Genomic DNA, 13,174 nt, shown 5'->3' with positions numbered 1-13,174 from the left:
AAATGGTTTTAATCCCTGGCACGATCGATTGGGTAATATGACGCATGGTCTTAATCTGCTCATGATGCGAGCAGGCATCGTTCTATTTTTTTATGTAGGTATTACTCAGGAATCGTTTGACGCACTAGTTGCATTTTCTGAAAAATGTTGATGGCAATTACCCTGAACCTCATATTAATAGTTTCAGATGTGTATGTTCGATTTGGTGGTGATATCAAAAGAGATGCCTAGGCGAGATAGGTTTAATGGGTGAAAGCGTGAGTTTGTTGGCAAGTTTATTTTCATATTCTTTCCAAGTATCCCCTGATAGTAAAAATTGCATGTAGTTATGAATTGTCCATGCTATTCTGAAACAGTTATCCCTGTAACCGACTTTTTTGTGAGGAAATAATGAACGAGTTTCTGAAAGTTCTGCTGAACATTCGCAGTCTGCGTGCGGCTATTCGTGAGCTGCCGTTTGAGCAACTGCTGGAAGCTAAAGAGAAGTTTGACCTGGTTTACCAAGAGCGCGCCGATTCTGTTGAACAGGAGCGTGCTGAACAGGAAGAGCGTCAGCGCAAGCTGAATGAATTCACCGAAATGCTGCAGCAGGCTGGTATTGATCCTCGCGAGCTGCTGGCGACTGCCGCTGCTCCGGCTGCTGCGACTGGCGCTGCCAAGAGCAAGCGTGCTCCGCGTCCGGCTAAATACAAGTACGAAGAAGATGGTCAGGAAAAAACCTGGACCGGTCAAGGCCGTATGCCGAAAGCCATTGCTGCTCAAGTAGCACTGGGTAAAGACCTGAACGATTTCCTGATCTAATTCGTCAGGTTCAGAGATTGAATAATGCCGCCCTTGGGCGGCATTATTTTTTGCCTTGTCACTCGTGGTTATCCAATCCGCCCTTTTGCCCCACTGTTATCTACATCCTCGCTTGTATCCTTTTCTCCGTCGTTTCACCACACTGTTTCTTTTCTCAATATCACTCGTTGTTTGCGATTAATTTTGTCGTGCAGGATTAACTGCGTGATATCGCTATTTGTGTGCGTCGTGCAGATATGCGCTTCGGATATGTCTCTCACGATTCACGGGGCGCCGCTCGGCGAGAGTCGAGCTCTCTGCTGATGGAATATCCGGTAATCGTTATCTCCACAGGGTGCGTGAGGTATAGAGGTGGTCTCAAGGTATGGCCGGGATATTCTGGGTCGCCGATGCATGTAATTGGCTGCGCTGCCATGACTGCCTCTGATAATGGGCAATGGAGTTCGGCTGCAGTGTGGGAGAGGGAATTCTGTATGGTCTATGGTGATTGCATTCCCCACTCTGCCGGCAGAGTGGGGAATATTGGGGGGAGGCGTTATCGGGGCGCCACGCTATCGCTGCCACCCAGGGCGCGATAGATTTTGGCAGTGGTGGTGAGCTGCTCTTTTTGCTGGGCCAGCAGGCTCTGCTGGGCATCCCACAGCCGGTTCTGCTCATCAAGCCAGGCTTGCACGCCGGTCGCACCTGCCTGGAAGCGAGCCTTGGCCAGTCGTTCGGCCTCCCGGGCATAACTCAGCTGCTCCTGCAGATAATCGAGTCGCTGCTGGCCATAGTGGCGTGCGGCCAGATTGTCTTCCACCTCCACCAGTGCGGTGTAGAGCTGTTTGCGAAACTCGGTTTCAGCGATCTGGTAATCCAGCTCTGAGCTTTCGATGGCAAGCTGGGTGCGGTTGTATTCAAGGAAGGGGAGGGCGAGGCTGGCTCCCAGCGTACCTACCGGATTTTGCAGCACCTGCGCCAATCTATCGGATGCGGTGCTGGCGCTGCCGGTCAGGGTCAGGCTGGGGTAGAAGCTGGTGCGGATCTCGTCCCCCTTTGCCAGCGTCTTGCGCAGCCGCAATTCGGCCGCTTTGACATCGGGGCGGCGAGCCAGCACATCGGCCGGAATACCCACCGCAAGTTCAGGAATAGTCTGCTTTGCAAGGGAAGCGGGTGCATACTCCAGCGGCCCGCTGCTGCGGCCTAGCAACAGACGCAGGGCATTGCGGGCCTGCTCCTGCTGCGCCTTGAGGGAGGCCAGCTCAGCCTGTTTTCCTGCCAACAGTTGGCGTGCCTGCGCCAGATCGAGCCGGGTAATGGCGCCAGCCTGGTATTTGGTCTGGGTCAGCTGCTCGGTTCGGGACAGGTTGGCCAACTGCTGTTCCCCAAGGGTGATGGCAGAGCCGAGATAGCCGAGCTGCCAATACTGCTCCAGGGTATTGCCGATCAGCAGCAGTCGGGTGCTGGCGAGATCCTGCTCGCTTGCCGCTGCCTCCCAGCTTGCCTGATCTCGTACCGAGGCGAGCTTGCCCCACAAATCCACTTCGTAACTGAGGCTCAGAGAGGGGCCCAGACTGTTGGTGCCTTTGCCTGTTTTCAGATCCTTGTTGCCACTGGCTGCGATAGTGCCATTGACCGAGGGGGTGAGGTTGGTATCGGCCTGCTCGGCGCCCAGTCTGGCGCTTTTGAGCTTGAGGGCCGCCACATGCATATCCGGGTTGGCGGTCAGTACCGCCTCGACCAGTTTGTCGAGTTGGGGATCATGAAATTCCTGCCACCATTGGCCGGCCTGAGCAGCCAGTTGGGCGCCCTCTGCTTGTTGCCATGCGGGGGCGATCGCCAGCTCGGGTCCTTGATAGGTACTGTGCTGACTACAGCCGCTGAGGGCCATGCAGAGAGCCAGCCAGGAGAGTTTGAGCATTGTTATTCCCTCGCCAGTGCGACAACAGGGTCGAGCCGCGCCGCATTGCGTGCCGGCAGGTAACCAAACAGGATCCCGATGAGTGACGAGCAGCCAAAGGCCATCAGGATGGAGAAGAGCGAGAACTGCATCTTGATGGAGTCCACCAGCAGTGAAAAGAGCGCGCCAATGCCCAGCGAGAGGCCGACGCCGAAGATCCCTCCCAGCAGGCTCACCATCACAGCTTCAATCAGGAACTGCTGCAAAATATCCGACTGGCGGGCGCCCACGGCCATGCGAATGCCGATCTCGCGGGTGCGCTCCACCACCGACACCAGCATGATGTTCATCACGCCCACCCCACCGACGATCAGCGAGATCACTGCGATGGCCGAGACCATCAGGGTCATGGTGGCGGTGGTTTTTTCCACCGATTTGATGATGCTGTCGCTGCTGAAGGTGAAGAAATCCTTCACCCCGTGGCGCTTGGTGATCAGCTCGATCACCGCCTGCTCGGCCAGCGCCGGTTGTACCCCGTCCTTGACCCGGATGGTGATCTGGCTGAAGTGGTGCTGCGAGATGAGGCGACTCATCACCGCGCTGTAGGGCAGCCAGATATTGACCGACTGGCTGGTGGGGCCGAAGCCGGTCTCCTGCGAAACCACACCGACAATCCGCACCGGCAAGGTGCCGACCAGTACCACCTTGCCGACCGGCTCCTCCTTGCCAAGCAGGCTGGTGATACTTTTCTTGTCCACCACGGCAACGGCGGCACGCTGCTGGATATCTTGCCACTCCAGTAAGCGACCACTGACCAGCGTCATCCCCTTTACCTTGAAATAGTCGTTACCAACCCCGGTCACGTTGCCGCTGTTGGTCTTGTTGCGATAGCGCAACTGGCCTGAGCTGCCGATCTCGGGGCTGGCGCCCGCAAGATAGGGTTGCCCCAGCAGAGCATCGAGGTCCCCCTTGTTGAGGGTCTGGATGCTGGCCATCTTCTCATCGCCCCATCCTTTACCCGGGAAGATTTCGATGGTGTTGGTGCCCATCGCATTGATCTGGTCGATCACCTTGGCGCGCGCCCCTTGCCCCAGCGCCACCACACTCACCACGGCGGCGATGCCGATGATGATGCCGAGCATGGTGAGGAAGGTGCGCATCCGGTGGGCTAGCATGGCATGGATTGCCATCCGTCCCGCTTCCCGATAACGATCCCAGTCGTGGCCCATGGCGCCTTTAGTGGGCGCTATTTTTTGAGGGGTTGTGGCGGTGACTGGCGCCAACATGGCCGTTTGGCAGGGGCCGCTATCTTGTTCAATCCGACCATCCTTGAGAGTGATGATCCGGTCGGCATGGCTGGCCACGTTCATATCGTGGGTGACCAGAATGATGGTGTGGCCCTGAGCGTGCAGCTCCTTGAGGATCGCCATCACCTCCTTGCCGCTCTGGCTATCCAGTGCGCCGGTCGGTTCATCGGCGAGGATCACTTCGCCGCCATTGGCCAGTGCCCGGGCGATACTGACCCGCTGCTGCTGACCGCCGGAGAGCTGACCCGGGGTGTGGTGGCTGCGATCGGCCAGCCCCAGTCTGCCCAGCAGCTGACGCGCGCGCGCCTGGCGATCCGGGCGGCTGGTGCCAGCATAGACAGCTGGGATCTCCACGTTGGCGGCGGCATCGAGATGGGGCAGCAGGTGGTAGCGCTGAAAGATAAAGCCGAAGTGGTGGCAGCGCAGCTGGGCCAGCGCCAACGCATCCATAGTGGCAGTGTCCTGACCGCGAAACAGATACTGGCCGCTGCTTGGGCTATCGAGACAACCCAACAGGTTCATCAGGGTCGACTTGCCGGAGCCGGACGCGCCGACAATGGCGATCATCTCTCCTGCCGAGATGGTGAGGTCAAGAGGGTGGAGCACGGTGACTTCGCTGTCGCCGCTCTGGTAGCGTCGCTCGACCCCTTTCAGCTGGATCAACGGCAGCTGGTTCAGGGGCTCACTCATAGCATCACCGCCATCTCATCATTGTCGGCGGGGGCACCGTGATTGAGCTGCACCTCCTCCTTCTCACTCAGCCCGCTGATCACCTCAATGCGGATCTCATCCTTCATACCGGTCTTGATATGGCGGGTTTCGGTCGTCTCATCGTCCTTGATCACGGTGACTTCATACTCGTTGTCACCCAGCGACTTGCCGAGGGCGGTTTGCGGCACAGTGAGCACCTGCTTGCGCTCGCCGAGCACAATGGTCACCTGGGTGGTCATTGCGACCCGCAGGGTATGGTCGGGATTGGGTACATCGAACAGGGCGTAGTAGTAGACAGCCGCATTGCTGGTGGTGGTACCTGTGGTGGCCTGATCGTTGATGTTGGTAGGCGCTAACTCCACGGCGCGAAGCGTACCCTGATAGCGGGTATCCGGATCGCCGATCAGGGTGAAGTAGACCGGCATGCCGGCTTTGACCTTGGTGACATCGGCTTCGGAGATCTGCGCCTTGACCGTCATGGTCTCGAGGTTGGCCAGCTTGAGCACGGTCGGAACCGTCTGGCTGGCCGCCAGGGTCTGGCCCTGACGGGTCACAATGCTGATGACGGTGCCATCCATCGGTGCCAGGATCTTGGTGTAGCCCAGCTCGGTCTTGGCCCGATCAACCTTGATCAGGGCGTTGTCGATATTGGCCTGACTGTTCTGCAGTTCGGCGCGGGTGACCGCCAGCAGTGCCTCGGCACTCTCCAGATCGGCCCGTGAGCTCGCCTCCTGCTTGAACATCTGCTGCTGGCGCCGCCAGGCGAGCTCGTTCTGTTTGAGTTGCGCCTGCTTGATCTTGAGCTGGGCGCGGTTGCTGGCAAGCTCCGCCTCGGCCGTCTTGAGGTTGTTCTGGGCAATCAGGGGATCGATCTCGGCCAGCAGGTCTCCCTGTTTGACCTGATCACCGGCCTCGACGGCTAGCTTGGTAACCTGACCGGAGACTTGTGCCCCCACATCCACCTGCTCCACGGCCTGCAGCACGCCACTGGCCAGTACGGTCTGGGCAATATCCTCGCGGGTCACCTGAGCGGTCAGCATCGTCTTGGGTGGTTGACTGGGCCAGAGGAGCCAGCCGAGGAGCACCCCGGCGATCAACATGGTGATGGCCAGTGTTCTCTGCTTGGGGGTTATGTTCATCGATCACCTGAATGGAAACGGAAAAGGTTGTGCGCGGCGATTATCCTGCAGCAAAGCCCTGATAAATAACAGCCGCAAATATGTAAGCAAAGTTATGGCGTTAACTGTCAATAAGCCGTGAAAGGAGTAAGCGAGAGACCGCAGTGGTGAGCAAGATGGTCAGCAAGAGGATAGGGAGTGCCGCTAGCGGTGGCGATGAAAAAGCCCTGCGCTGAGGCAGGGCTTTGGAATGGGTGATGGCGAGGGAGGATCAGGCCTTGGCCAGCAGATCCATCACCCAGGGCAGACCCTGCTTCTTGCGGCTGACAAAGCCCGGGTGGTAGCTGGACTCGGCCGGTACTTTGGCGTGCTCGGTAAAGTAGATACGGCTGGCAGCCGCAGTCAGGTCAGTCACCATCAGCACGAAGAAGTCGAGCCCTTCGCTCGCCACGCGCTGGGCCATCTCCTGCTGCAGGGCTGGCAGGTGCTCGGCCAGCTGTTGCTCGCTGCCCACTTCAATCTGGCTCATGATGAAGTTCAGACCTTCGGCTTGGAATGCCTTCTCATCCTGCTGCAGCAGTTGAGCCGGAGTCAGGCCGCTCAGGTCGGTTTTCGCCATCAGCAGCTGTTGGCCGAATTCGGCCAGCGATACTTCGGCCAGCGGCGCAAGACGCTCGCAGGCGATCTTGTCCTGCTCGGTGGTAGTCGGCGAGGTGAGACAGAGGGTGTCGCTCATGATGGCGCCCAGCATCAGGCGAGCCTGGCTGCGGGTCACAGTGCCTTGCTGGCTCAGCAGATCGAAGGCGATGGTGCAGGTGCAGCCGACGGCACGGATCCAGGCATCCAGCGGAGACTGGGTGACCAGGGTACCGAGACGGTGGTGATCCACCAGACCCAGTACATTGGCTTGTGCCAGTGTGGCAGGGCCCTGTTCCAGATCACTGAAATCCACCAGCCAGACATCTTCACCGGTCAGATCTTTGGTCAGCAACTCGGGTTCGCTGACGCCAGCCTGCTCCAGAATAAAACGGGTTTCGGTGCGCAGGTCACCCAGACGCCATGGGGTGGCCTGACGGCCCTGGCCATTGAGCCAGTCGGTGATAACCAGCGCACTGCAGATACTGTCGCTATCAGGATTCTTGTGACCAAAAACGTGGATCATAGACAAAGCCTCACAATTGGATACCCATAAAGGGGGGCAACACTATGCGAAATCCGCTACATGAAGGCAACCGGATCCACGCCCATGTTGCTGCCAGCTTCGCCTAACTCGCCATTTTATTGATCTGGGTCGGTAATCCTGACGCGAGTTCAGTTATCACAGTTGGCTATTGGCTATTGGCTATTGGCTATTGGCTATTGGCTATTGGCTATTGGCTATTGGCTATTGGCTATTGGCTATTGGCTATTGGCTATTGCAGACCATGGCACTCGCCTGTGCCTGCGCTGTCAGCAGTCGTTATCGCTGCTGTCTGATTCACCGACGCAGCAGCTCGCGAGCATTGGCCAGGGTGTTGTCGGTGATCTGGTCGCCACCGAGCAGGCGTGCCAGCTCATTGAGACGGGCAGCCTCATTAAGGGCACTCATTTGGGTTTCGGTGGTTTTGCCATCGGTATGCTTGCTCACCACCATATGCTGGTGGCCGTTGCCCGCCACCTGCGGCAAGTGAGTGACCACCATCACCTGAGTGGACTCCCCGAGCTGGCGCAGCAGGCGACCTACTACGGCGGCGGTCGGGCCGCTGATCCCCACATCCACTTCGTCGAAAATCAGGGTCGGGGTGGAGACCTTGCGAGCGCTGATCACCACGATGGCGAGACTGATGCGCGACAATTCGCCACCCGATGCAACCTTGCCAAGCGGCTGGATCGGTTGGCCCGGGTTGGTGGTGACCATGAACTCCACCCGATCTATACCTAGCGGAGAGAGGCTACTCTGGGCATCGGGGCGCACCTCGATGGCAAAGCGGCCATCGGGCATCGCCAGTTCGTGCATGCTGCTGGTCACCTTGGCGCCCAGCTCCTGGGCGTAACGCTGACGGCTCTGGCTCAGGGCTTCGGCGGCCTGGACAAACGCCTGACGGGCCTCGGCCAGCTCATCTTCCATCCCCTCTAACCGCTCTTCGTCAGAGTTGAGGCGGGCGAGATCCGAGGCAAGCTCCTGATGGTGTTGGGCCAGATCCGCCGGTTTGACGTGGTGCTTGCGGGCCAGATTGATCGCCTTGGAGAGGCGGGCCTCCAGCTCGTTGAAACGTTCGGGATCCAGCTCCAGCCGATCGAGGTAGCTGCGAAGTTCGCTGTGGCTCTCCTGCACCCCGATCAGCGCTTCGTTCAGCATCTCCAGTACCGGGGTGAGGCGGCTGTCCATGCTGACCAGCCCCTCGGCCCGATCGACGGCCGATTGCAGCAGCCCTGCGATAGTGGTCTCTTCGTTGTCATAGAGCAGATCGAGGCAAGCCCCGCACTCTTGCATCAGCTCTGTGCCGTTGGCGAGACGCTGGTGCTCCTCCTCTATCTCTTCAAACTCCCCCGGCTGCAGGGCGAATTCGTCCAGCTCCTGCACCTGATACTCGATCAGCTGGCGACGGGCCTCCCGCTGCTGCTGCTCGGCCTTGAGCCGGTTGAGCTCGTTTTGCAGTTGACGCCACTGCTGATAGTGCTGGCGCACCTCGTCGAGCAGCAGATGGTGACCGGCATAGCCATCGAGCAGGGCGAGCTGGTAGTCCGGTTTTAGCAGCATCTGGTGGGCATGTTGACCGTGCACGTTGACCAGTAGCTGGCCCAGATTCTTGAGCTGGGTGAGGGGGACAGGCACGCCGTTGATATAGCTGCGTGAGCGCCCCTCGGCTGAGATGACTCGCCGGACGATACATTCACCTTCGTTTTCCAGTTCGTTGGTGGCGAGCCAGGCGCGGGCGGCCGGGTTGTTGTCCAGCAGGAAGCGGGCGCTGACCTCGCTTTTGTCGCTATCGGGTCGCACCATGCCGGCTTCGGCCCGCTCTCCAAGGCAGAGACCGAGAGCATCGATGGCGATGGATTTACCGGCGCCGGTCTCACCTGTGATGCAGGTCATGCCCGGTTGCAGATCGAGTTCGAGAAACTTGACGATGGCGAAGTTGTTGACGGTCAGCTGGGTCAGCATGGTCTCATCCTGTATAGGTCAACATTACTGTGTATGCATCCAGTATATACTGGTCTTATATACAGTAAAGAGGGCCCCGTCATTTTTAACAAAGGAAAGCCGCGCCAGTGCGGTACTGACTATTGGCGCGCGGCACTGATATGAGAGTGCAGGGGACGTTGCCACGACAGAAATGAGAAGGGCGCCAGTTCAGGCGCCCTTCTCTGGTAATGCCGTTGTCGATCAAAGCTGATTAGAACAGCTTGCTGCCCCAGCCGAGCTTGTTGCGCAGCACGTGGAAGTAGCTGTAGTCGAGGGGATGTACCAGATGAAGCTGGTGGTGGCTCTTCTTGATGAGGATCTCATCCCCCGGGTGGACCGCAAGCGTCACCTGGCCGTCACAGCTCACCTGCATGGCATCGTCCTGATTGTCAGGCGAGACCAGCAGCCGCACTTCGCTGTCGGCATCGAGTACGATGGGGCGACTGCTGAGGGTATGCGGGAACATCGGCACCAGCGTGATGGCGTTGAGCTTGGGGGTGAGGATGGCGCCACCTGCCGACAGGGAGTAGGCGGTCGAGCCGGTCGGGGTGGCCACTATGATGCCGTCCGAACGCTGGCTATACATAAAGCTGCCATCGATATAGACCTCGAACTCGATCATGTGGGCGATCTTGCCCGGGTGCAGCACCGCCTCGTTGACCGCCAGATTGCTCGACTTGCGCTCGCCGTGACGATAGACCGAAGCCTCCAGCAGGAAGCGGTGTTCGCTCTTGTAGTGACCGGAGAGCACCTGCTCCAGCGGCAGCAGGTAATCTTGTGGCGAGAGATCGGTCAGAAAGCCGAGGTTGCCCCGGTTCACCCCGATCACCGCCACATCGAAGCGCGACAGTACCCGCGCCGCCCCCAGCATGTTGCCGTCACCGCCGACCACGATGGCGAGATCGGCCTGCTGGCCCAGTTGCACCAGATCCATCACGTTTTCATCGAGGATGCTCAGGGTCTGGGCGACCCGGCTCTCCACCAGAACCCGAAAGCCGCGGGCGGTCAGGTATTGATGCAGGCCGGTCAGCGTCTGGTTGGCCCCCTCATGGTGGGGTTTGCCAATCAGGGCGATGGTTTTGAACGGAGAATCCATAGTCAGTCAGATCTGGGATGGGTATTGCGGGCCAGTATACAGTGCTTTGCTCCGCTTGTGACGCTCTCCCGTGTGACGGGGGTGGCGATCCCCTTGAGGCTACTGGTTAAACGGTGAGCGGCAACCCTGATAAACCGACGGTTGCGGCTATTCAGCAACCCAGATTGCCCTTTACCCCTTGAAAGCCGGGGATGCATCCCCATAATAGCGCCAACATAGTCGGTCTGTTGTCGTCCGGTCGCTCAACCAGACGTCAGGGCCCTCATAAGTAACCCCGGAATTGGAGATGTCATGAACCACGAAGAGCAAAAGGTTGAAGCGATGGAGCAAGTGGAAGCCCAGCCAGTCGAGCCGACCGATGTAGACAGTGAAGTGACAGCCGAGCAGGCCCGCATTGCCGAACTGGAAGCGCAGCTGGAAACCGCCATCCAAAAAGCGGCGGAAGAGCGTGAACGCGCCCTGCGTACCGCCGCCGAGATGGAGAACCTGCGTCGTCGTACCGAGCTGGATGTGGAGAAGGCGCACAAGTTTGCTCTGGAGAAGTTCGCCAACGAACTGCTGCCTGTGCTGGACAACCTTGAGCGAGCCATCGAACTGGCCGACAAGGAGAACGAAGCCCTCAAGCCGATGATCGAAGGTGTCGAGCTGACCCTGAAATCCATGCAGAGCGGCGTGGCCAAGTTTGGTCTGGTGGCGCTCGACCCGATCAACCAGCCGTTTGACCCCAACGCCCATCAGGCGATGAGCATGGTGCCGAGTGCCGATGTGGCCCCGAACACCGTCATTGCAGTGATGCAGAAGGGCTATGACCTCAACGGTCGGGTGATCCGTCCGGCCATGGTGATGATCGCCAAAGCGGTCGACTGATTGGCTGTGGGTGCCCGAGCCCGCCCTGTGGCGGGCTTTTTGTTTCGCAGTGCAGCACCTGCTCATCTTGCCCGGTTTAACGGCTCAACGTGACCGCGCAACCATGACAAAGGGTGTGGTTTTTTAGGGTTGGGGCTTGAAGCTGCGTCTGGCGACCCCATATAGGTAGCAAGGCCGCGGCGGCACAAAAAATTTGATGCCGGGAGCTTGAAAGCCAGATTGGCAGCCCCCACCTAGCCGTTAACGCATTAAGGCGAGTTCCTCGCCGGTTTATTCAAAGTATTTGGAGATTCGTCAAATGGGTAAAATCATCGGTATTGACCTGGGTACTACCAACTCCTGCGTCGCTATTCTGGATGGCGACACTGCTCGCGTGATCGAGAACGCAGAAGGCGATCGTACTACTCCGTCCATCATTGCCTATGCCGATGATGGCGAGATCCTGGTTGGTCAGCCGGCCAAGCGTCAGGCCATCACCAACCCGAAAAACACCCTGTTCGCCATCAAGCGTCTGATTGGTCGTCGTTTTGAAGATGAAGAAGTGCAGCGTGACCTGAAAATCATGCCGTACGCCATCGCCAAAGCTGACAACGGCGACGCCTGGGTTGAAGTGAAGGGCAAGAAAATGGCACCGCCGCAGATCTCTGCCGAAGTGCTGAAGAAGATGAAGAAGACCGCCGAAGATTACCTGGGCGAGCCGGTAACCGAAGCCGTTATCACTGTTCCGGCCTACTTCAACGACGCCCAGCGTCAGGCTACCAAGGATGCCGGTCGCATCGCCGGTCTGGATGTAAAACGCATCATCAACGAGCCGACTGCTGCTGCTTTCGCTTATGGCGTGAACAAGGTCAAGGGCGAGCGCAAGGTTGCCGTATATGACCTAGGTGGCGGTACTTTCGATATCTCCATCATCGAGATCGACGAAGTGGAAGGCGAAACCACCTTCGAAGTACTGGCGACCAACGGTAACACCCACCTGGGTGGTGAAGACTTCGACAACCGCGTCATCAACTATCTGGTAGACGAGTTCAAGCGTGAGCAGGGCATCGACTTGCGCAACGACCAGCTGGCTTTGCAGCGTCTGAAAGATGCCGCCGAGAAAGCCAAGATCGAGCTCTCTTCCGCCCAGCAGACCGACGTCAACCTGCCGTACATCACTGCAGATGCCACTGGTCCGAAGCACATGAACATCAAGGTGACCCGCGCCAAGCTGGAATCCCTGGTGGAAGACATGGTGAAAGACTCTCTGGAGCCGGTTCGTGTCGCCCTGAAAGACTCCGGTCTGGCAGTTGGCGAGATCGACGACGTGATCCTGGTTGGTGGTCAGACCCGTATGCCGCTGGTTCAGAAGACCGTTGCCGAGTTCTTTGGCAAAGAGCCGCGTAAAGACGTCAACCCGGACGAAGCCGTGGCCATGGGTGCTGCCATCCAGGGTGCCGTACTGTCCGGTGACAAGACCGACGTACTGCTGCTGGACGTTACCCCGCTCTCCCTGGGTATCGAAACCATGGGTAGCGTGATGACTGCGCTGATCGAGAAGAACACCACCATTCCGACCAAGAAGTCCCAGGTGTTCTCCACTGCCGAAGACAACCAGTCTGCCGTGACCATTCACGTGCTGCAGGGTGAGCGCAAGCGCGCCAGCGACAACAAGTCTCTGGGCCAGTTCAACCTGGAAGGCATCCGTCCGGCACCGCGCGGTCTGCCGCAGATCGAAGTGACCTTCGACATCGATGCCAACGGTATCCTGCACGTCTCTGCGAAAGACAAAGAGACCAACAAAGAGCAGAAGATCACCATCCAGGCCTCCTCTGGTCTGTCTGATGACGAGATCGAGCGCATGGTACGCGAAGCCGAAGCCAACGCGGCCGAGGACAAGAAGTTTGAAGAGCTGGTACAGGCTCGCAACCAGGCTGATGGTCTGGTCCACTCCGTACGCAAGCAGATCACCGAAGCCGGTGAAGCCCTGCCTGCCGACGACAAGACCAAGATCGAAGCTGCTCTGAGCGAGCTGGAAGTTGCCATCAAGGGTGACGACAAGGCTGCTATCGAAGCCAAACAGCAGGCTCTGCTGGAAGCGTCCCAGAAGCTGATGGAAATTGCCCAGCAGCAGGCTCAGGCCCAGGGTGCAGCCGGTGCTGATGCCGGTCAGTCCTCCTCTTCTGCCAAGGCTGACGACGACGTAGTCGACGCCGAGTTCGAAGAAGTGAAAGACGACAAGAAGTAAGCCCT

9 protein-coding genes are annotated in these 13,174 nt (G+C 58.6%); 3 read left to right on the top strand and 6 right to left on the bottom strand.

From position 1 onward, the window contains the following. Positions 1–390 precede the first annotated feature (390 nt). Positions 391–801 (top strand): H-NS family nucleoid-associated regulatory protein, encoded by a 411-nt coding sequence (locus AB5Z02_RS14340; RefSeq protein ID WP_005344269.1) that lies wholly within the window; start codon positions 391–393, stop codon positions 799–801. Between the two features lie 535 nt (positions 802–1,336). Here AB5Z02_RS14340 and AB5Z02_RS14335 read toward each other — a convergent pair. The 6 genes from AB5Z02_RS14335 to nadK form a co-directional block, all read right to left on the bottom strand. Further along, positions 1,337–2,701 (bottom strand): efflux transporter outer membrane subunit, encoded by a 1,365-nt coding sequence (locus AB5Z02_RS14335; RefSeq protein WP_368216245.1) that lies wholly within the window; start codon positions 2,699–2,701, stop codon positions 1,337–1,339. Between the two features lie 2 nt (positions 2,702–2,703). Continuing rightward, a complete protein-coding gene (locus AB5Z02_RS14330) occupies positions 2,704–4,677 on the bottom strand; it encodes a MacB family efflux pump subunit (RefSeq protein ID WP_368216243.1) in 1,974 nt (657 codons plus the stop codon). Then, the gene (gene macA / locus AB5Z02_RS14325) at positions 4,674–5,837 is read right to left on the bottom strand and encodes a macrolide transporter subunit MacA (RefSeq protein WP_368216242.1); all 1,164 of its coding nucleotides are present in this window, start codon (positions 5,835–5,837) and stop codon (positions 4,674–4,676) included. The genes AB5Z02_RS14330 and macA overlap by 4 nt, the downstream gene beginning before the upstream one ends. Before the next feature lie 250 nt (positions 5,838–6,087). Further along, positions 6,088–6,978 (bottom strand): manganese-dependent inorganic pyrophosphatase, encoded by an 891-nt coding sequence (locus tag AB5Z02_RS14320; protein WP_040065992.1) that lies wholly within the window; start codon positions 6,976–6,978, stop codon positions 6,088–6,090. Positions 6,979–7,293: 315 nt separating this feature from the next. Next, entirely contained in the window at positions 7,294–8,958 is a 1,665-nt protein-coding gene (recN, locus tag AB5Z02_RS14315; RefSeq protein ID WP_368216240.1) for a DNA repair protein RecN, read from the bottom strand. A 232-nt stretch (positions 8,959–9,190) separates the two neighbouring features. Then, positions 9,191–10,075 carry an NAD(+) kinase gene (gene nadK, locus AB5Z02_RS14310; RefSeq protein ID WP_005338038.1) on the bottom strand — a complete coding sequence of 295 codons (885 nt, stop codon included), beginning with the start codon at positions 10,073–10,075 and terminating at the stop codon, positions 9,191–9,193. A gap of 291 nt (positions 10,076–10,366) precedes the next feature. Here nadK and grpE point away from each other — a divergent pair, with 291 nt between their 5' ends. After that, positions 10,367–10,942 carry a nucleotide exchange factor GrpE gene (gene grpE / locus AB5Z02_RS14305; RefSeq protein WP_005338036.1) on the top strand — a complete coding sequence of 192 codons (576 nt, stop codon included), beginning with the start codon at positions 10,367–10,369 and terminating at the stop codon, positions 10,940–10,942. 298 nt (positions 10,943–11,240) lie between these two features. Then, positions 11,241–13,169: a molecular chaperone DnaK gene (dnaK, locus tag AB5Z02_RS14300; protein ID WP_042053028.1), complete on the top strand. Its 1,929-nt coding sequence runs from the start codon at positions 11,241–11,243 to the stop codon at positions 13,167–13,169. Positions 13,170–13,174: the final 5 nt, after the last annotated feature.

The organism is Aeromonas sp. R2-3, from assembly GCF_040908375.1.
In the GTDB taxonomy this organism is placed as follows: Bacteria; Pseudomonadota; Gammaproteobacteria; order Enterobacterales; family Aeromonadaceae; genus Aeromonas; species Aeromonas veronii.
Note: the sequence above shows the minus strand (reverse complement) of the source record. Positions and strands in the feature narration are given on the sequence as shown.